The sequence below is a fragment of the Ruegeria sp. BF12 genome, from assembly GCF_056538705.1.
This window is the reverse complement of sequence record NZ_JBQFTP010000013.1, coordinates 1-18663: the sequence shown is the minus strand read 5'-3', so window position 1 is coordinate 18663 and position 18663 is coordinate 1. Positions and strand designations below refer to the sequence as shown.

At 56.0% G+C, this 18663-nt stretch carries 15 protein-coding genes and 1 pseudogene; 9 read left to right on the top strand and 7 right to left on the bottom strand.

Annotation, left to right across the window (positions count from 1 at the left end; all coding sequences use genetic code 11):
• Positions 1 to 63: 63 nt before the first annotated feature.
• Positions 64 to 1593: a 2-polyprenylphenol 6-hydroxylase gene (gene ubiB, locus ACR0J0_RS18095; protein ID WP_480665427.1), complete on the bottom strand. Its 1530-nt coding sequence runs from the start codon at positions 1591 to 1593 to the stop codon at positions 64 to 66.
• Positions 1593 to 2345, bottom strand: a complete 753-nt coding sequence (gene ubiE / locus ACR0J0_RS18090) for a bifunctional demethylmenaquinone methyltransferase/2-methoxy-6-polyprenyl-1,4-benzoquinol methylase UbiE (protein WP_480665426.1) — start codon at positions 2343 to 2345, stop codon at positions 1593 to 1595. The genes ubiB and ubiE overlap by 1 nt, the downstream gene beginning before the upstream one ends.
• 86 nt (positions 2346 to 2431) lie before the next feature.
• Here ubiE and mutM point away from each other — a divergent pair, with 86 nt between their 5' ends.
• The 6 genes from mutM (at position 2432) to recF (ending at position 9065) form a co-directional block, all read left to right on the top strand.
• Positions 2432 to 3283 carry a bifunctional DNA-formamidopyrimidine glycosylase/DNA-(apurinic or apyrimidinic site) lyase gene (mutM, locus tag ACR0J0_RS18085; RefSeq protein ID WP_480665425.1) on the top strand — a complete coding sequence of 284 codons (852 nt, stop codon included), beginning with the start codon at positions 2432 to 2434 and terminating at the stop codon, positions 3281 to 3283.
• Between the two features lie 66 nt (positions 3284 to 3349).
• Positions 3350 to 4126: an enoyl-CoA hydratase gene (locus ACR0J0_RS18080; RefSeq protein WP_480665424.1), complete on the top strand. Its 777-nt coding sequence runs from the start codon at positions 3350 to 3352 to the stop codon at positions 4124 to 4126.
• Positions 4127 to 4356: 230 nt separating this feature from the next.
• Positions 4357 to 4620, top strand: coding sequence for a 30S ribosomal protein S20 (gene rpsT / locus ACR0J0_RS18075; RefSeq protein ID WP_480665423.1), 264 nt, complete (start codon positions 4357 to 4359; stop codon positions 4618 to 4620).
• Positions 4621 to 5172: 552 nt separating this feature from the next.
• Complete coding sequence (gene dnaA / locus ACR0J0_RS18070) at positions 5173 to 6558, top strand: chromosomal replication initiator protein DnaA (RefSeq protein ID WP_480665422.1); 1386 nt, start codon at positions 5173 to 5175, stop codon at positions 6556 to 6558.
• A gap of 228 nt (positions 6559 to 6786) precedes the next feature.
• Positions 6787 to 7908, top strand: a complete 1122-nt coding sequence (dnaN, locus tag ACR0J0_RS18065) for a DNA polymerase III subunit beta (protein WP_480665421.1) — start codon at positions 6787 to 6789, stop codon at positions 7906 to 7908.
• Positions 7909 to 7967: 59 nt separating this feature from the next.
• Positions 7968 to 9065: a DNA replication/repair protein RecF gene (gene recF, locus ACR0J0_RS18060; RefSeq protein ID WP_480665420.1), complete on the top strand. Its 1098-nt coding sequence runs from the start codon at positions 7968 to 7970 to the stop codon at positions 9063 to 9065.
• On the opposite strand, the gene ACR0J0_RS18055 is transcribed toward recF, so the two are convergent.
• Entirely contained in the window at positions 9062 to 9628 is a 567-nt protein-coding gene (locus ACR0J0_RS18055; protein WP_480665419.1) for a carboxymuconolactone decarboxylase family protein, read from the bottom strand. The two genes, recF and ACR0J0_RS18055, sit on opposite strands and share 4 nt — an antisense overlap.
• A 99-nt stretch (positions 9629 to 9727) precedes the next feature.
• Here ACR0J0_RS18055 and ACR0J0_RS18050 point away from each other — a divergent pair, with 99 nt between their 5' ends.
• Positions 9728 to 10300 carry a TetR/AcrR family transcriptional regulator gene (locus tag ACR0J0_RS18050; RefSeq protein WP_480665418.1) on the top strand — a complete coding sequence of 191 codons (573 nt, stop codon included), beginning with the start codon at positions 9728 to 9730 and terminating at the stop codon, positions 10298 to 10300.
• A gap of 125 nt (positions 10301 to 10425) precedes the next feature.
• On the top strand, positions 10426 to 12843 hold the full coding sequence (gyrB, locus tag ACR0J0_RS18045) for a DNA topoisomerase (ATP-hydrolyzing) subunit B (protein WP_480665417.1): 2418 nt from the start codon (positions 10426 to 10428) through the stop codon (positions 12841 to 12843).
• A gap of 564 nt (positions 12844 to 13407) precedes the next feature.
• Here the strand turns inward: gyrB and ACR0J0_RS18040 are convergent.
• Entirely contained in the window at positions 13408 to 14145 is a 738-nt protein-coding gene (locus ACR0J0_RS18040) for a hypothetical protein (protein WP_170477049.1), read from the bottom strand.
• A gap of 95 nt (positions 14146 to 14240) precedes the next feature.
• Positions 14241 to 15914: a sulfatase-like hydrolase/transferase gene (locus tag ACR0J0_RS18035; RefSeq protein WP_170554587.1), complete on the bottom strand. Its 1674-nt coding sequence runs from the start codon at positions 15912 to 15914 to the stop codon at positions 14241 to 14243.
• 276 nt (positions 15915 to 16190) lie between these two features.
• Here ACR0J0_RS18035 and ACR0J0_RS18030 point away from each other — a divergent pair, with 276 nt between their 5' ends.
• A complete protein-coding gene (locus ACR0J0_RS18030; protein ID WP_480665416.1) occupies positions 16191 to 17147 on the top strand; it encodes a helix-turn-helix domain-containing protein in 957 nt (318 codons plus the stop codon).
• 187 nt (positions 17148 to 17334) lie between these two features.
• On the opposite strand, the gene ACR0J0_RS18025 is transcribed toward ACR0J0_RS18030, so the two are convergent.
• Both ACR0J0_RS18025 and ACR0J0_RS18020 read right to left on the bottom strand, forming a co-directional pair.
• Entirely contained in the window at positions 17335 to 17793 is a 459-nt protein-coding gene (locus ACR0J0_RS18025) for a hypothetical protein (protein ID WP_170337121.1), read from the bottom strand.
• A gap of 556 nt (positions 17794 to 18349) precedes the next feature.
• Positions 18350 to 18663 (bottom strand): annotated as a pseudogene (locus tag ACR0J0_RS18020) (hypothetical protein); the annotation flags it as partial.

Sequence of the window (18663 nt, the reverse complement as noted above, 5' to 3'; positions counted from 1 at the left end):
TCGCGCCTTGGGCGCGATTCCCCCCGAGGATATTTTTAGCCAGATGAAGCTGACGAATAGGGTTTAGGTGAAGGCTGCCAGGATCAGAACAATTGCGGCTCCGGCGGCGGCCCCGATGGTTGCGGGCAGAATGGTTGCCGAAATTCCTTTGTTCTGGGCATCGTCTTTCTGCGTCTGAGCGATCAGCGCATTCTCCACCAAAGCAGGCAAGCGGGGGCCAAAGCGGGCCAATACCATGGCCGTTTTGCCAAAATCCCGCAGAGCCGCGCGGGGGCCGATGGATTGCTTGATGTAATCCTCGACAACCGGTCGGGCGACTTCCCAGATGTTGATGTGCGAATCCAGTGACCGCGCGACACCTTCGACAACCACCATTGTGCGTTGCAGCAGGATCAACTCGGTCCGGGTTTCCATGCCAAACCGTTCGGTCACTTCGAACAGGTAGTTCAGCAGGCGGCCCATTGAGATATGGGTCGCGTCCATGCCAAAGATGGGCTCACCGACCGCGCGCAGAGCGCGGGCGAATTCATCGACATCCTGATTTGCCGGGACGTAGCCCGCTTCGAAATGCACCTCGGCCACGCGTTTGTAGTCGCGACGGATAAAGCCAAAGAGGATCTCGGCGTAAACGCGGCGGGTGTATTCGTCGATATGGCCCATGATGCCGTAGTCGTAGGCAATGATGTCACCGTTTGCCGCGACCTTCAGGTTCCCCTGATGCATGTCGGCGTGGAAAAACCCATCGCGCAGCGCGTGCAACAGGAACAGGCGCAGGACGCGTTCCGCCAAGTCGGGGCGATTATGCCCGGCAGCGTCCAACGCGGCGTTGTCACCCAGCGGAATACCGTCGGCCCAGCTAAGCGTCATCACGCGGCGGGCCGACAGGGACCAGACCACAGGCGGCAGCCAGAACCCGGTATCATTCTTTGTGTTGGCCGCATATTCAGACGCGGCAGCGCTTTCCAGACGAAGGTCCAATTCGCCACGTACGACCCCGTCGAAATGTTCAATTACCTCCATCGGCCGCAAGCGACGCGCGCCGGGCGCGAACAACTGAACGATGCGGGCGGCGAAATAGAACGCGTCGACATCCTTGCGGAAGGCGCGCTCGATTCCCGGACGCAGGACCTTGACGGCCACGTCCTCGCCGGTGCTGACCAGTTTGGCCTTATGGACCTGAGCAATCGAGGCCGCAGCGATGGGGTCGCTGAACTCGCTGAACATCTCGGAAACCGGCTGGCCCAGTTCCTTTTCGACTTCGGCCATCGCTTCGGCCCGTGAGAATGGAGGCAGTTTGTCCTGCAACACGCGCAGCTGTTCGGCCAGTTCATTGCCGACCACGTCGGGCCGGGTCGACAGAACTTGGCCAAACTTAATATAGGCAGGTCCCAGCGCCGTCAGTGCCCGAGTGGCGGGCGGCATGTCGGGATCGCCTTTATAGCCCAGCCATTGGAACGGCTTGCCCAAGGCATGCGCCAAAAAACGTATCGTGCGAGGAGCCTCGAACGCGTCCAGCACAACGTTCATGGCGCCTGTGCGCTCGAGAGTGGCGCCTGTCCGGATCAGGCGAATGATGTTGTGAGGGCCGCGCATCAGATTTTCCAGCCGGAATGCAGCGCGGCGATGCCCATGCTCAGGTTGCGGTACTTGGCGTTTTCAAAACCTGCGGCCCGCACCATTCCCAGGAAAGTTTCCTGATCGGGGAACTTACGGATCGATTCGACCAGGTACTGATAGCTGTCATAGTCATTGGCGATCAACTTGCCCATGCGCGGGATGACGTTGAAGCTGTAGAGGTCATAGAGCTTTTGCAACCCGTCATTGGGCAGCTGGCTGAACTCCAACACCATCAGGCGGCCACCGGGTTTCAGGACTCGAAATGCCTCATTCAGTGCCTCTTGCGGGCGAGTCACGTTCCGGATGCCGAATGAAATCGTGTAGACGTCAAACGTGTTGTCGTCGAAGGGCAGCGACATGGCATCGCCAACCACCCAGTTTAGGCTGTCGACCATCTGGTCGGCTTCGGCGCGTTGGCGGCCTTCGATCAGCATGGGTTCGGTCAGGTCCAGAACCGTGGCATGGCCATAGCCTGCGCGTTTCAGGAACCGGAACGAGATGTCTCCGGTGCCACCCGCCACATCCAGCAGGCGTTGACCGGGGCGCGGCGCAAGCCAGTCCATCATCGCGTCTTTCCAGACCCGGTGAATGCCCATCGACATGACATCGTTCATCACGTCGTATTTCGAGGCGACCGAGTTGAACACGCCCTGCACGCGCCCGGCCTTTTCTGCCTCGCGCACGGTTTCAAACCCGAAATGAGTGGTCTTGTCGCTGTTGTCGGACATTTGCCTTGCCGTTTGTCGAATTTCGCCTCTGTTATAGGGCTCTGGAACCGGGGCACAATGCGGCCCTTTGAATTAGGAGCCCTCAAATGCCCGAATTGCCCGAGGTCGAGACAGTAAGACGCGGCCTGAGCCCCGCGATGGAGGGTGTGGTGATCGAACGTGCCGACGTGAATCGCCCCGATCTGCGCTGGCCCTTCCCTGATCGGATGGCCGAGCGGTTGACCGGGCAGACGGTTCAGCGATTGCGCCGGCGGTCGAAGTACATTCTTGCCGATCTCAGCAGCGGTGAAACATTGCTGATTCACCTCGGGATGTCAGGCCGGATGACCGTATCCGGAGATCCGCTGGGGCAATTCGTGCATGAACATCCGATGCCGGAAAAACATGACCATGTGGTCTTTCACATGGCCAATGGCGCGCGGGTTACATTCAATGATCCACGCCGGTTCGGTGCAATGGACCTGTTGCAAACGGCCACGGCGGATGATCACAAGCTGCTTTCGGTTCTTGGGCCCGAGCCCCTGGGTAACGATTTTCACGAGCAACACCTGATTGATGCGTTTCGCGGCAAGAACACTCCGGTCAAATCTGCGCTTCTGGATCAGGGAATCGTTGCTGGATTAGGGAATATCTACGTCTGTGAGGCGCTTTATCGCGGCCGAGTGTCGCCACGTCGCAAAGCCGGGCAGATTTCTTCAACGCGCGTTGCAGCTTTGGTTCCCATCATCAGAAAAGTGCTGCAGGACGCCATCGAAGCGGGTGGCTCATCCCTGCGCGATTTCCGCCAAGCCGATGGAGAACTTGGATATTTTCAGCACAGCTTCGACGTGTATGGCCGCGAGGATGAGCCGTGCCGGACCGAGGGCTGCGGTGCCCCGATCAAGAGAATCACCCAGTCCGGTCGCTCATCCTTCTATTGTGCGCAATGCCAAAGATAACTTGATCCAGCGAATTCGCGTGATAAGGAATCGTACCTGAACGGAACAACCGGAAGCTTTCACCTCATGGCTTTTGAGACGATCATCGTCGAAATCGAAGACCACGTCGCCCTTATCAAGCTCGACAGACCCGACGCGCTGAATGCGCTGAATTCACAGCTGGCTCAGGAACTGTGCACCGCATTGGAAGATGCGGATACCAATGACAAAGTGCGCTGCATTGTCATTACCGGTTCGGACAAGGCGTTCGCGGCAGGTGCGGACATCAAGGAAATGTCCGAGATGAGCTTTGTGGACGTCTACAGCTCGAACCTGTTTGGTGATCTGAATGACCGTGTCTGCGCGATCCGCAAGCCGATCATCGCGGCCGTTGCAGGCTATGCGCTGGGTGGCGGGTGCGAGTTGGCGATGCTGTGCGACTTCATCATCGCTGCCGATACGGCCAAGTTCGGTCAACCCGAGATCAACCTTGGCGTTATTGCAGGGCTGGGCGGCAGCCAGCGTCTGACCCGCTTTGTCGGTAAGTCCAAATCCATGGACATGAACCTGACCGGCCGCTTCATGGACGCCGAAGAGGCGGAGCGTTCTGGCCTTGTCAGCCGCGTCGTTCCCGCCAAAAAGCTGATGGACGAGGCGATGGGTGCGGCCCAGAAGATCGCCGAGAAGTCCCAGCTGAGCACAATGGCGGCCAAAGAGGCCGTGAACCGCAGCTATGAGCTGCCGCTCAGCGAAGGGATGCTGTTTGAACGTCGCGTGTTCCACTCGATGTTTGCGACCGAGGATCAGAAGGAAGGCATGGCCGCGTTCCTGGAAAAACGGGCTGCTCAGTTCCGCGACAAATAAGCGGTGCCCTGATCGGATAGGAACAGGCGGGTCTTTGCCCGCCTTTTTAATACCTGCCATGTGTCTCAAAAGAATCGGCTTGGCAAATCTGGCCAACTTGGGTAGTAAGCGCCGCTATACATGCGCGTGCGGCCCGCTTGGCCCGACTCACACTCGTGATTTCTGATCCGGTGCGGATATTCCGTGGCGCGCTACCCTAGATAACGTACCGAACCAAAGGTCAGAGACACATGGCAAATTCGCCCCAGGCTAAAAAGCGCGCTCGTCAGAACGAGAAGCGTTTCGCAATCAACAAAGCACGTCGTTCGCGCATCCGTACCTACCTGCGTAAAGTAGAAGAAGCGATCGCATCCGGCGACAAAGACGCTGCAACCGCAGCTCTACGCGTAGCTCAGCCCGAACTGATGCGCGGCGTTAGAAAAGGCGTTTTCCACAAGAACACCGCGTCGCGTAAAATGTCGCGCTTGTCGGCTCGTGTAAAAGCGCTGGGCTAAGACTCCGAGTTGACCTTGGGTCAACTATCTAAAGCTCAATTGCCAAAAAAGCGTCACAATTCGTGGCGCTTTTTTTTTGCTGTTGCCTGAATGCCGCGCCTTCACAAATCTGAGAGATTCTTTCGGCCAAAGACGCGAGTCAACATCAGAGTTTCGTTGCCGGGAACCGCAGCCTCTTGTTACCACTGATACAGCGATTCACTCGCTTGGGGGGACAGGCTGTTCCAGCGACCGAACTGACGGGCATCAGGGAGGTCAGGGACGAATGTTGGCAACTGGACGAATTTAGTTTGCTGATCTGCTATGGTCTTTGGGTAACCAAGGAACCAAGCCCTGTCGAAAATGAGATTGCGATGCGCAACCCTGATTCAAGGGCGTTCCTGATATGGAATGCCGGCGGACTTGGCAGTGCAGGCATTCGACAAAAAAACCCGCCAAACTTTTGCAGTTTGGTGAAGGGTATCCCTGTGCGTTTGAGTGCTCAAACCGGGCGACCGGAACATAGTAATAAGGCCGACAGGCCAATAAAGAATGGGATGCGTGAGGCGCTTAATGACACAAGAGAAATGGGGACTACTACGTAACAAGTTGCTCAAAGCGATCGGCCGAAACAACTACACGACCTGGATCGAGCCTCTTGAATTCCAAGAGTTGCAGGACGGGGTGGCAGTGTTTTCGGTACCGACCAATTTCATGGGCAACTATGTTAGTCAAAACTTTGCGGATCTCATCCTGTATGAGATGAACACCGCAGGGGAATCGGTGCAGCGCCTGGCCTTTCGCGTCGCCGCCAACTCACCGGCGCGTCCCAAGGTCGAATCCGTGCCCGAGCCAACCGTGACGCCGGATGCAGCCCCAGCGCCGCAGGTCGATTCTGCCAATGATGCGCTGGAATCCCTGCAAGCGGCACCTCTGGATGCCCGCTTTACCTTTGACAGCTTTGTTGTCGGCAAACCTAACGAACTGGCCCATGCTGCTGCGCGCCGCGTATCCGAGGGCGGTCCGGTGACGTTCAATCCGCTGGTTCTGTATGGCGGTGTTGGTCTGGGTAAGACACACCTGATGCATGCGATCGCCTGGGAACTGAAAACCAAGCGCCCTGAGCTGAATGTGCTCTACCTGTCGGCGGAACAATTCATGTACCGGTTCGTACAGGCCCTGCGCGAACGTCGGATGATGGATTTCAAACACCTGTTCCGCTCGGTCGATGTTCTGATGGTCGATGACGTGCAGTTCATCGCAGGCAAGGATTCGACTCAGGAAGAATTCTTCCACACGTTCAACGCGCTGGTGGATCAGAACAAACAGATCATCATCTCGGCCGACCGCGCGCCCGGTGAGATCAAGGATCTTGAGGATCGTGTAAAATCCCGCCTGCAATGCGGTCTGGTCGTTGACCTGCATCCGACCGACTACGAACTGCGTCTGGGCATCCTGCAGAACAAGGTACAGCAATACAGCAGCACGTATCCTGACCTGACTATTGCAGATGGCGTCCTGGAATTCCTGGCCCATCGCATCTCGACCAACGTCCGTGTCCTTGAGGGTGCGCTGACCCGGCTGTTCGCTTTTGCTTCGCTGGTGGGTCGCGAGATCGACATGGAGCTGACGCAGGATTGTCTGGCCGATGTGCTGCGCGCGTCCGAGCGCAAGATCACCGTCGAAGAGATTCAGCGCAAGGTTTCGGACTATTACAACATCCGGCTGTCGGACATCATCGGTCCCAAGCGTCTGCGATCTTATGCCCGTCCGCGTCAGGTTGCGATGTATCTGTGCAAACAGCTGACCAGCCGGTCCTTGCCCGAGATTGGTCGCCGCTTTGGTGGTCGCGACCACACCACCGTCATGCATGGCGTCAAGCGCATCGAAGAACTGAAGACCACGGATGGTCAGATCGCGGAGGACGTGGAAATGCTGCGTCGGTCGCTGGAAGCCTGAGTTTCATCCCCTACCACTCAGGAAACGCCCCGGACCCTCACGCCCGGGGCGTTTTTTGTGCGCTATTGTCCACGGTTGCACAGGAACTGTGCTCGACTGGCCACGCGCCCCTTGACCCTTTGGGCATTCCGACCCAGAAAACCATAAAAAATCCTTGTGCCTCAGGGTGGAACCGCTAACGTGCCAGTCCCCACCCATTTCGGCACGCAAGTCAGAGGAATTAAGGGTATGAAGATCAGCATCGAACGCGGCACCCTTCTCAAGGCCGTTTCCCAGGCCCAATCTGTTGTCGAACGTCGCAACACCATTCCCATACTTGCCAACGTGTTAATTGAGGCCGAAGGCGACCAGGCGCTGTTTCGCGCGACCGATCTAGATATCGAGGTTGTCGACAAGGCGCCTGCTCAGGTCGAAAAGGCAGGGGCTACAACGGTTGCCGCAACGACGCTGCACGAAATCGTCCGCAAACTGCCGGACGGAGCGCTTGTTACGCTGACCGCCGACAGCGCGGCCGGTCGTTTGACGGTTGAAGCGGGCCGGTCGAATTTCTCTCTGGCGACCCTACCGAAAGAAGATTTCCCGGTGATGGCGTCCTCGGAATACCAGTCGAACTTCACCGCCTCGGCCGCACTGCTTCGCCGACTGTTCGACAAATCGAAATTCGCCATTTCGACCGAAGAGACGCGGTACTACCTGAACGGTGTCTACATGCATGTCGCCGACGGATCCGAAGGCGGTAAGGTCCTGCGCTGTGTAGCGACCGATGGTCACCGTCTGGCCCGTATCGATGCGGACCTGCCCGATGGTGCGGCGGACATGCCTGGCGTGATCGTGCCGCGCAAAACCGTGGGTGAACTGCGCAAACTGCTGGACGATGACGAGATGGATATCGCCGTCTCGGTCAGCGAAACCAAGGTCCGTTTTGCAACGCCCGATATTACGCTGACCTCCAAAGTCATCGACGGCACCTTCCCCGACTACACGCGCGTTATCCCACAGGGCAACACGCGGCAGCTGGAAGTGGACGCCGCGGAATTCGCACAGGCCGTGGATCGCGTTGCGACAGTGTCTTCCGAGCGGTCACGCGCTGTGAAGCTGCAGCTGGATGCTGACAAGTTGGTGCTTTCGGTGAATGCACCTGACAGCGGCGCGGCTGAAGAAGAACTGGCTGTGGCGTATAATGACGAGCGGCTGGAGATTGGGTTCAACGCCAAGTATCTGCTGGAGATTGCGTCGCAGGTGGATCGCGAGAACGCGGTATTCCTATTCAATTCGGCCGGTGATCCGACGCTGATGCGTGAAGGTAACGATCAGAGCGCGGTTTACGTGGTCATGCCGATGCGCGTCTGATCGCGCTGACGCGCGATGCCTCCGGCGGGAGTATTTTTGAAAAGACGAAGGGAGGGGTCATGGCTTTGGCCCTGACCGAACTGACGGTCTCGCATTTCCGGTCCCACAAGCTGGCGCGGTTGTCATTGGACGGCCGCCCGGTGGTCATTCATGGTCCGAACGGGGCGGGCAAGACCAACATCCTTGAAGCCGTATCGCTGTTTTCCCCCGGTCGCGGGATGCGGCGCGCCAGCGCCGCCGAGATGACGAGGCGGCCCGAGGCGCTGGGGTGGAAACTGTCCGGCTTGTTGCAGGCGCAGGAAAAGCATTACGAGATCGAGACATGGTCCGAGGGTGGCGCGGCTCGTCTGGTGCGGGTTGACGGCAAGACGTCCAGCCAGATTGACCTTGGGAAGCTGGCGCGGGTTGTCTGGTTAATCCCATCCATGGATCGGTTGTGGATCGAAGGCGCCGAAGGGCGGCGGCGGTTCCTTGATCGGATCGCGCTGAGTTTTGATCCAACGCATGCCGAGGCCTCGCTGACCTACGAAAAATCAATGCGGGAACGCAATCGTCTGTTGAAAGAACAGGTGCGCGATGCCCATTGGTACGCGGCTCTGGAAGGGCAGATGGCGGATATGGGCCATCGGATTCATTCGGCTCGGTTGGCAGCGCTGGATTATCTGCGAAGCGCACAGGATCAGGCCGAAACCGCCTTTCCGTCAGCAGATCTGGAACTGGTTCAAACCGAAGGTGTGATGCCGGAAACGGCGGACGATCTGCGCGAGGCTTTGAGTGAAAGTCGTTTTCGCGATCTGGCGGCGGGCAGGACTTTGGTTGGTCCGCATCGGTCGGATCTGTACGGGGTGTTTGCGGCCAAGGGCGTGCCCGCAAGGGATTGTTCGACTGGTGAACAGAAGGCGCTGCTGGTTTCTCTGATTCTCTCCAGCGCGAGGGCGTTAGCCGGGATGGCGGGGGCGCCACCGATTGTGCTGTTGGATGAGGTTGCAGCGCATCTGGACGCGGGGCGGCGCGCGGCGCTGTATGACGAGATTTGTGCTTTGGGTGCTCAGGCCTGGATGACGGGCACCGGGCCTGAACTGTTTGCGGAACTGGGGGACCGAGCCCAAACGCTGATCGTTTCCGAAGGCGAAGAGGGCTCGGTCGTAAGCTCTTAGGCAGGTTCGCTTACCTTACGTTCCCAAAGGAAGCCGCGCATAACTTCGTCGACTGGCGTTTTCGCCATGTGGTTGACGTAGTTCGACATGGTTTTCTGCGCGAGGCCTAGAACCACATCCAGAACCGCACGGTGCGCATACCCTGCGTCGAAGAACGCCTGCAGCTGCTCTTCGGTCGGGTTGCCGCGAGATTCCATGACTTGCAGCGTAAATGTGCGCAGCGCTTCCAGCTTTGCGTTGGGCAGCGGGGTTTCATTGCGCAGTGCTTCGGTGATGTCGCCCGAAACCTTCATCATCTTGGCGATACCGGTGTGAGCAGGGACGCAGTAGTGGCACTCGTTTTCCACGTTGATGGTTTGCCAGACGACGGTTTTCTCATCATTGTCAAAATCGGTCTGCATGAACAGGCCGTGCAGCACCTGATAGCCTTCCAGGTGCTGGGGGCTTTCCGCCATCACCTTGTGCAGGCCAGGCAGGCGGCCAAATGCGGCCTGCGATTTTTCCAGCAGTGGTTTGGATCCCTCAGGGGCGGATTCGAGATCGTGGGACGGGAAGTTGGCCATTTGAAAACTCCTTTTCTGGCGCATTGAGGCAGAAATAGTCTTTCTTGAGTGATCGCTCAAGTATATATTTGAGCAACCGTTCAAGAATTGGTGAAGACAATGCCACGCAAACCCGAATATGACCGTGATGCTCTGATCGCCCAGGCCAGGGATATCTTTTGGCGTCAGGGGTGGGCCGGGACGTCGCTGAAGGACCTGGAGCGCGAGCTGAAACTGAAACCCGGCAGTTTTTATGCGGCTTTCGGGTCTAAGGACGCACTGTATGGTTTAGCTTTGGAACGCTACGCACAGGAAGGGGTCGCGCGGCTGAGTGCGCTTGCCGATCAATTGGGTCCGCTCGAGGCCTTGAAGGCGCAGCCGCGTTTGGTCGTCGAGGCCAGCAATGCCCCGGCAAAAGCCTGCATGCTGGCAAAAACATACGCGGAGCTTCAGGCAAAGGATCACGCACTGGCCAAAAAGGCCGGGGCGCACATGGCCCAAATGAAGGCCTGTTTCGCTGACCTGTTTCGACGCGCGCAGGATCAGGGCGACATAGCCCCAGACCACGACCCGAACCGGTTGGCCACACGCTATCAATCCGATCTTTTAGGTCTGCGATTGTCTGCGGAACGCAGCGATGTAAACGCGCAGGAGATTGCGGCGGACATAGCTGCTGATCTCGACCGGTTGTGAGGATTCGGCAGTCAGCTGCCGAGTCCGGTAAAATCACGCATGCCCACCACAAAATGTGGGGGGAGCGCGTGACATTCCCCCCCAGAAAACGTATAAGTTACCAAAATAATATAGGTACTAACGGCATGTCCGACGACGCACAGGCACCACAAGAATATGGCGCGGATTCCATCAAGGTTCTCAAGGGCTTGGAGGCTGTTCGCAAGCGCCCCGGTATGTATATCGGTGACACCGACGATGGCTCGGGTCTGCACCACATGGTGTATGAGGTTGTCGACAACGGAATTGACGAGGCGCTGGCTGGTCACGCCGACCATGTGACGGTCAAAATCCATGCCGATTCCAGCGTTTCGGTCAGCGACAACGGGCGCGGGATTCCGGTGGATATCCACCCCGAAGAAGGTGTCTCGGCCGCCGAAGTCATCATGACCCAGCTGCACGCGGGCGGTAAGTTCGACAGCAACTCGTACAAAGTATCCGGTGGTCTGCATGGCGTGGGCGTTTCGGTGGTGAATGCCCTGTCGAACTGGCTGGAATTGCGCGTCTGGCGTAATGGGAAAGAACATGTCGCACGGTTCGAAGGCGGCGAGACAACAGAGCATCTGAAAGTTGTCGCGGAATGCGGTGACCGGACCGGAACCGAGGTGCGCTTTCTGGCCTCGACCGATACCTTTTCGAACCTGGAATACTCGTTTGAGACGCTGGAAAAGCGTCTCCGTGAACTGGCCTTCCTGAACTCGGGCGTGAGGATCATCCTGATCGACGAACGCCCCGCTGAACGGCTTGAGACCGAACTGTTCTACGAAGGCGGCGTCAAGGAGTTCGTCAAATATCTTGACCGATCCAAGACCCCGGCCATGCCTGAGCCGATCTATATCAAGGGTGAGCGGGATGATATCGGCGTCGAAATCGCCATGTGGTGGAATGACAGCTATCACGAGACGGTCTTGCCCTTTACCAATAACATCCCTCAGCGGGATGGCGGTACGCATGTGGCAGGCTTCCGCGGCGCGCTGACCCGAACGATCAACAACTATGCGCAGTCCAGTGGGATCGCAAAAAAAGAAAAGGTCAGCTTTACCGGTGATGATGCGCGCGAAGGTCTGACCTGCGTGTTGTCGGTCAAAGTGCCCGATCCGAAATTCTCATCCCAGACCAAGGACAAGCTGGTCAGCTCCGAGGTGCGACCGGCGGTTGAGGGTCTGATGAACGAAAAACTGGCCGAATGGTTCGAAGAGAACCCGAATGAGGCTAAGACCATCGTTGGCAAGATCATTGAGGCGGCATTGGCCCGTGAGGCTGCCCGCAAGGCCCGCGAGTTGACGCGGCGCAAAACCGCGATGGATGTGAACTTCCTGGCAGGCAAGCTAAAGGACTGTTCGGAAAAAGATCCAACAAAAACCGAGGTCTTTCTGGTCGAGGGGGACTCCGCTGGCGGCTCCGCACAAACTGGCCGCGATCGGCAAACGCAGGCAATCTTGCCCCTCAAGGGCAAAATTCTGAATGTCGAGCGCGCGCGCTTCGACCGGATGCTGTCTTCGCAGGAAATCGGCAACCTCGTCATGGCACTAGGCACCGGTATTGGGCGTGATGAATTCAACATCGAAAAGCTGCGCTACCATAAGATCGTCATCATGACGGATGCGGACGTCGACGGTGCGCATATCCGAACGCTGCTGCTCACCTTCTTCTATCGACAGATGCCGGAATTGATCGAAGGCGGATACCTCTACATCGCGCAACCGCCGCTTTACAAAGTGTCGCGTGGCAAGTCTGAAGTGTATCTGAAAGATCAGGCGGCGATGGATGAATACCTAGTCAACCAGGGAGTCGAAGGGGCGGTTCTGAAACTCGGTTCTGGTGAAGAAATCATCGGTCAGGACCTGACACGCGTTGTGGACGAAGCACGCCAATTGAAACGCGTTCTGGACGCCTTCCCGACGCATTATCCGCGTCACATTCTGGAACAGGCCGCCGTTGCAGGAGCCTTTGTCCCAGGTGCGGTGGATGCTGACCTTCAAGGCGTGGCCGATAAAGTCGCCGCGCGTCTCGACCTAATCGCGCTGGAATACGAGCGCGGTTGGCATGGCCGGATCACACAGGACCACGGCATCCGTCTTGCCCGTATCCTGCGCGGCGTTGAAGAGGTGCGTACTCTGGATGGCCCAATGCTGCGCTCGGGCGAGGCGCGCAAGACCGGCAGCTTTACCCAAAGCTTGCAAGAGATCTACAACACTCCGGCGACACTGATCCGCCGCGACCGTTCGCAAGCCATCCACGGTCCGCTGGACCTATTGCGCGCCATTCTGGAAGAGGGTGAAAAAGGCCTGTCGTTACAGCGCTACAAAGGTCTGGGCGAAATGAACCCCGATCAGTTGTGGGAAACAACTCTGGACCCAGACGCGCGTACACTGTTGCAGGTGCGTGTGGACGACATGGTTGAGGCGGATGATCTGTTCACCAAACTGATGGGTGACGTTGTCGAACCGCGCCGCGAATTCATCCAGAAAAACGCCCTGAGCGTCGAGAATTTGGATTTCTAGGCTCTTGTAGGTTTGCGCATAACACTTCGCGCACCCCATAAGTTTACGTAGTTCGCCCATAGTTTTGCGCTGCGCGTTTGTCTGCATTAGCGACGAATTCAATCAGTTTATGGCTTAGTCGTCGCGGTTATGGCCCTTTGCATTGCTCAACCCCGCAAAGGGCCTCCCTAAGGAAACTTGGATTCTCGCGAAGGTCTGCGATGCGCAGAAAGCGGACTTTGCAAAGTCTTGGGTACAGATCGTAATAGAAGTCTATTTTCTCAGAACTCTGGGCCTAAGCATCGCTGGCTGGGGATTAGAAGCGCGAACGACGGATTCAGTTTCAAGGTTCAAATCCATCTTAGCGGATCGTCCAGAGACTGTTGATCTTCCCCGAGTTCAGAGCGAAGTAGACAGATAGAATGATGCGGCGTGACGCCAGTTTATTTCCTACCGACCCGAAGCGGGCAGGGATTGGCTCAAGGCAGTTCCAGGAAGGGTCAAGATAGACGCAGAAAACAAATGGCTGAACAGAGTTCTGGACTGTGACATAGATGATCTTCGCCGAGGTTGGGTGTGGGTGAACTAGTAGTTGAAACGCAAACCTAAGCCGGCACCTTTATCGTAGGGGCGGTCGGAACCTATACCGATGAGGAAATCAGCATAAATTGCGATGCCAGGACTGAGGTTCTTGCCAATCTGGAACTCAGCGGTCGCTGGCCAAGCATCATTCTCCCAGTCATATGGTGCTTTGATATCAGCCTTGGCCCAGTACCCATCGCCAAACGGTTGTAGCGCAATCAACCGCATCGCGGTTTGGTTTATGTCCGTCGGGCCATTGTATGAAGCAAAATGCTGGAGCAGTGGGATCAGCGTCAGCCCTGATTTTGTGTTTGCAAAGGCGAACCCGCCAAAAGGCGCAATTTGATCGGACCCGGTTCCGATCCCTTTTTCCGGGTCGCCAAAGTCCAGTATCCACTCCAGGCCAATGGCCGACTTGATGGCCCACGTTTCGTTGAGCGGTCTCTGAGAAGGGAAATAGATCGCTTTGAGGCTCAATTTCTCAAAGTCAGTGAACCGAGTTCCAGTCACATCCGTTGAGTTGTAGTGCAACTCATATTTCAGTTTCAGATCAGGCCGCAGCATGTATGCGCCATCTATAAAGGCGTCCTGCTTGTCAGCACCGTTGCCCAAATCAAAATACTGATACCGGATGTCCGTGTTATTGACTGCGGCCAAAGGGTTTGAAGCGTTTTCATCGGCGATTGCTGGGGCCGCAACAATGCCAGTCGCCAATGCAAGGACAAGCGCTTGGATTTTCATATTGTTTCCAGAATTTTTGTTGTGGATGCCAAGCCACACATCAAGCATATCATTATCTGATGCGGGGCTTGCATTACTCTTATCAGCTTCACCTTTTAGTCGGGCTGAATGTCCCGCTTGGCGACAAAGGCATCCACCGCTGCGACGGTTTCAGGACGAAGGTTCACGATACCTTCATAGGGACGTCCAGTCGCGGCCGGTTGATCGGGGTACATTTCCTTGAATTTCAGGTGGCGGGCAATAATGCGGTTAAACTCATGTCCAGCCCATGCTCCGATCTCGGTCGATACGCTCTGTTCTTCGCGGGGGTCGCGGAACAGGTTGTAGAACTTGGCCACGATAGCATTTTCACCTTTGGCCGGAACTTTGAGTTTGATGTGTTCCTTTACCACCTCTTTCAGCGAATTGATCGAGTAGATCAGTACATGATCCCTGCGCCCATGCGTATCGCCAATAAACATCAGGGACGTCTGATCGACACCGTCAATGATCCGGTCGCGGGGGATGGCATCCATCGCTCCGCCGATACGCGCAATTGAAGTGAACAAATCAGAGATATGAATAATGTCAGATACAATCGAGTCTCCCTCGATCAAGCCGGGCAGGCGGGCAAACGCGTCCACCCGAACGCCTCCTTCAGACGTATCGGCCTTGCCGCCGCGGAAGACCAGCGGCGAAAACCCACTGCCGGGGGCATATTTGGTGAAGTGACCGTTGTCGCCCATCAAAACGATCAGGGTATTGTCCCTGAGCCCCAGCGCATCGACTTCGTTCAGAATGACCCCTATCCATTCATCCAGCTCTTCCATGCTTTCAACGAATGTACCGCCGTTGGGTGTCGTGAACGCCTCTCTCGTCGTGCGCGTTGTCGACAGAGGGACAAGCGGCCAGTATTGCAGGAAGAACGGTTCATCCCGTTCTGCTAGCAGGCGCAACTGTTCCATCGCCTGTGCCTGATAGCGGATGTTCATTTCATTATATTTGTCCTGGGTCCATTTCTCACCCGGTTCCATATGGACTTCGCGGACCTCCCCGCCAATAACAGCTTCAAGGCCGGTAATCATGTGTCCCGGATCAGGGCGAAACCAATCATCCAGCGTGTATTTGGAGTTGTAGTTGTCTTCCCCTATGGCCATGGTGATTTCTTCCTTGGCTGCATCTTCGTTGAAGATGGCCAACTGGCCCTGCTGATGGATGGGGAACGCGGCGTAGTCAAAGCCCTGATAAGTAGGCCAGGATTCCTGAATGTCGCCCATGTGCCATTTGCCAACATGCGAGGTGTTGTAGCCTACGGATTTCAGAACTTCGGCAATTGTGACTTCTTCATCGGCAAGGCCAAAACCTGAAATATCGACGGCGGTATCGCCCATCCCATTGCGATACGGCTGGCGACCCGTCATGAAGGCGACCCGCGACGGTGTGCAGGACGGCTCGGTATACATGCGCGCAAACCGCATGCTTTCCTCTGCGAGCGCGTTGATATTGGGCGTCGAATACCCGCGTATCGCGTTCATCTCGGGCATACCCATGTCGCCAAAACCCATATCGTCAATAAGGATGTAGAAGATGTTTGGAGGGTTCCCTCCGTTTTTCTCACGAAAATCGGCCAGCAGTTGGTCAACCTGTGCGTCGTTCTCGACCCAAACGGCTGCGTTTTGTTGCTTCAGCACATAGTATTCCGCATCATGCACGATATTGCTGTCCTGAGCTGCCGCCGTGATAGCGGAGCCGGCAAAGACCAGCGCGGAGAGGAACAGTTTTGATTTCATGAGATACCCCTGTTTCATGATTTACTTGTTTTCAGACCTTCAAGGATCAGATGATGGCAAAAGGTTGAAAGGGAGAGTTCGCTGTCTTCAGCCTGTGAGCGCAACAACTCTTTTTCGCTTTTGGTTAGCAGCGTTACGACGCGTTCGGTGCGCGCAGTATCGTCAGGCAACGATGGGCGTCCGAATCTCTTCCCTCTCGATTTGTCTGCTTTGTCTTGCAATTGTCCACGCCTACATATTCGAATAACATTTCATGAAAACTACCTGCGGGGCGGAATGGACGACATCAAAAAACGATCAGCCCCCAAAAAAACCTGCGCCCCAAACACACTTTTTTTGCAGGACCCTTCGCAATTCCGCAAGCTGTCCCAATGGGATGTCGAGCTACGCCAAATTGAAGAGGGAACTATGAACTCTTCGGTATCCGTTTGGGCAGGTCTTGACCTTCAAATGATTGATTTGTCGTTTGATAAGGCTGTGTACCAAACCGGTGTTTCTCGCCCTGACATTCTAGCGTTTGGCTTACCAGACAAAGGGAGTGTACGGACTTGGCTTAACGGCTCACCCTCAGACACCGCTCTGATGAATTTTGGTAGCGGAGACCCTTTTGAAGGCGTGAGCAATTCAACGCTCACAGGCCTGACCTTTGGCATCGACATCCGAAGGGCTCAACGGATCGCCGACGATTGCGGTCTTGATATCAGCACCGTGCGAAATGACGCTTTAAGATCCTTCGTTAGCGACGCTGGCAAGCTGCATTACTTAGTCAAAAACAAAGCGCGCTTTCTAATTGGATCAGCGGCCGGACCAAGCTCTGATAGTGAAGAGAGTGATATGATCTTAGAGCTTCTGGAAATGCTGGTGGTAGGCGAAAAATGGAGTGATCGGCGAAACAGTAAAAATAGAACCCGTTTAGCACAACAAGCCGTTGAGTTCATGCGGGCCCATTTGATGGATAACGTGTCAATCGGTGAGGTATGTGCAGATATTCAGGTATCCACATGCACTCTTCGTCGCGCGTTTCAGGAAACATATGGGGTGAGCCCCAAGCAGTTTTATCTAAGAGCCCGTCTCGGTGCTGTGCGCCATGAACTGGTATCCTGCTCGCCAGAGGAGAGTATATCGGACATCGCAAACGCTTACGGATTTTGGCACATGGGTCAGTTCGCGCGAGACTACAGAGCACTCTTTGGACAACTGCCGACACAAACGTTGTCAGGCAAAATGAACTGAAACAGAGCTTGGCAGTCCGCGGCCTAACTTGTCCGCAACACTAGAATTGCAAAGTCGGATTTTGAAGGTCCGCTTAGGGCTGCCACCGGTCATTAATGTGAAAAGTAACGAAAGGCGACAACAAGCCCAATGCGGGCTTGGCCAACCTTTCAAATCAGCATCATCCCCGACCATTTCAGTTCGAGTTTCAATCCCTAGCGGGCAAGGCAACCTCGCCTTCCCAGTCAGAAATACGGTGCGGTAGCGCCAGGAATTTTGACGCCACACGTGTTTTGGTCGTTCCACTTCCAGTCATCCCCGAATATTTGCCGGTGGAGGAAACAATCCGCCAGTTGTTGACGCCGAAGGCAACAACCTCCCATCTCATGGTGAACGTGTCCTCTTCTTCACCATAAACACAGACGCCACCGCCGCTGACACCGCTGGGTCCGCCGAAACCCGAGCCCACGCACCGGACAAAACCAGGATCGATTGGTCCCTCGTCAACGGTATAAGTCCCATAGTTGTCCTCTTTCCAGAACACGTCCTCGCCCGCGGAAATTTGCTCTTGGTTGACGACATAGAAGTTCGTTGCCGACACTTTCTCTGCAGCAGTCAGACAATGAGGCGCAAAGAGAACTGCGGGGATAAGCATTGAACGCAACATGTTGTTTCCTTCGACAGTGGGGCAAAACCAGCATGATAGAGACTACGAAATTTATTGCTAGGAAAGGAACGCATAGCCGGACCTGAAAAGTCAGCTTCGTCCCGCATCTCAGAGATTGCAAAGCTTAGTGATGAAGGTCCGCTTTGGGCTGCGAGCGGTCAATCATGCTCATCGCAGAAAATGGCAGCGCTGAGCCGAAAGCCTAAAGATTCCTACTTTTGCCGAGCTCGTACCTCGGCGGCCCGACGAACTGCGAGTACCGCTGTTGCGTAATCTCCCAAAGAAATCCCTCTGAAAGCGAATGCAGCCGGTTTCTCGCTTAAAGTGGTATCGACTGCTCCCGAGACAATTTCCGTCAAGTCCCCTGTTACTCGCTGATATGGCAGCATTGGTTTGTCGCTTTCAGATTCCTGTTTTCGGTCGTCAACAATAACAGTTTTGAAAGCGGTCAGCCGCGACAACTGGTGAGATCCAAACCAGGCCCGAACCAAGCAGGATCACAGATACCAAACGTTTCAAGTAGCTTGCCAATTGGGAAGCCGGTTGGAAGGTGGCTTCAATTGCATTGTTCATACCTGTAGTCCCCATATTCCAGCCAGTTTGCCGAGCCTTCGTTAAAAATCAGAAATTCGGACCTGTCTTCCCCAAGCAGGGCGACGACAAATCCGGCCGGTGGCTCAGAGTTTCCGAAGTAGCTGTAGGCTGTCATGGCTCTGATCGACTCGCCGTTGACCGTTACTCGCGCGTCCCACTCCCCCTCTGGATTGTCCAAAATTACGGGTTCGATCACGCGCTCTATCGCCCCGCCACCACAATAGACAATGCCTTCGGGCGCTTCGTAGGAGGCCCCCTGGTTAATATCTGACTCGC

Excerpts from the sequence above, each read along its gene's own strand:
- ubiB (WP_480665427.1), bottom strand. The coding sequence starts at position 1,593 with ATGCGCGGCCCTCACAACATCATTCGCCTGATCCGGACAGGCGCCACT.
- ubiE (WP_480665426.1), bottom strand. The coding sequence starts at position 2,345 with ATGTCCGACAACAGCGACAAGACCACTCATTTCGGGTTTGAAACCGTG.
- mutM (WP_480665425.1), top strand. The coding sequence starts at position 2,432 with ATGCCCGAATTGCCCGAGGTCGAGACAGTAAGACGCGGCCTGAGCCCC.
- ACR0J0_RS18080 (WP_480665424.1), top strand. The coding sequence starts at position 3,350 with ATGGCTTTTGAGACGATCATCGTCGAAATCGAAGACCACGTCGCCCTT.
- rpsT (WP_480665423.1), top strand. The coding sequence starts at position 4,357 with ATGGCAAATTCGCCCCAGGCTAAAAAGCGCGCTCGTCAGAACGAGAAG.
- dnaA (WP_480665422.1), top strand. The coding sequence starts at position 5,173 with ATGACACAAGAGAAATGGGGACTACTACGTAACAAGTTGCTCAAAGCG.
- dnaN (WP_480665421.1), top strand. The coding sequence starts at position 6,787 with ATGAAGATCAGCATCGAACGCGGCACCCTTCTCAAGGCCGTTTCCCAG.
- recF (WP_480665420.1), top strand. The coding sequence starts at position 7,968 with ATGGCTTTGGCCCTGACCGAACTGACGGTCTCGCATTTCCGGTCCCAC.
- ACR0J0_RS18055 (WP_480665419.1), bottom strand. The coding sequence starts at position 9,628 with ATGGCCAACTTCCCGTCCCACGATCTCGAATCCGCCCCTGAGGGATCC.
- ACR0J0_RS18050 (WP_480665418.1), top strand. The coding sequence starts at position 9,728 with ATGCCACGCAAACCCGAATATGACCGTGATGCTCTGATCGCCCAGGCC.
- gyrB (WP_480665417.1), top strand. The coding sequence starts at position 10,426 with ATGTCCGACGACGCACAGGCACCACAAGAATATGGCGCGGATTCCATC.
- ACR0J0_RS18040 (WP_170477049.1), bottom strand. The coding sequence starts at position 14,145 with ATGAAAATCCAAGCGCTTGTCCTTGCATTGGCGACTGGCATTGTTGCG.
- ACR0J0_RS18035 (WP_170554587.1), bottom strand. The coding sequence starts at position 15,914 with ATGAAATCAAAACTGTTCCTCTCCGCGCTGGTCTTTGCCGGCTCCGCT.
- ACR0J0_RS18030 (WP_480665416.1), top strand. The coding sequence starts at position 16,191 with ATGGACGACATCAAAAAACGATCAGCCCCCAAAAAAACCTGCGCCCCA.
- ACR0J0_RS18025 (WP_170337121.1), bottom strand. The coding sequence starts at position 17,793 with ATGTTGCGTTCAATGCTTATCCCCGCAGTTCTCTTTGCGCCTCATTGT.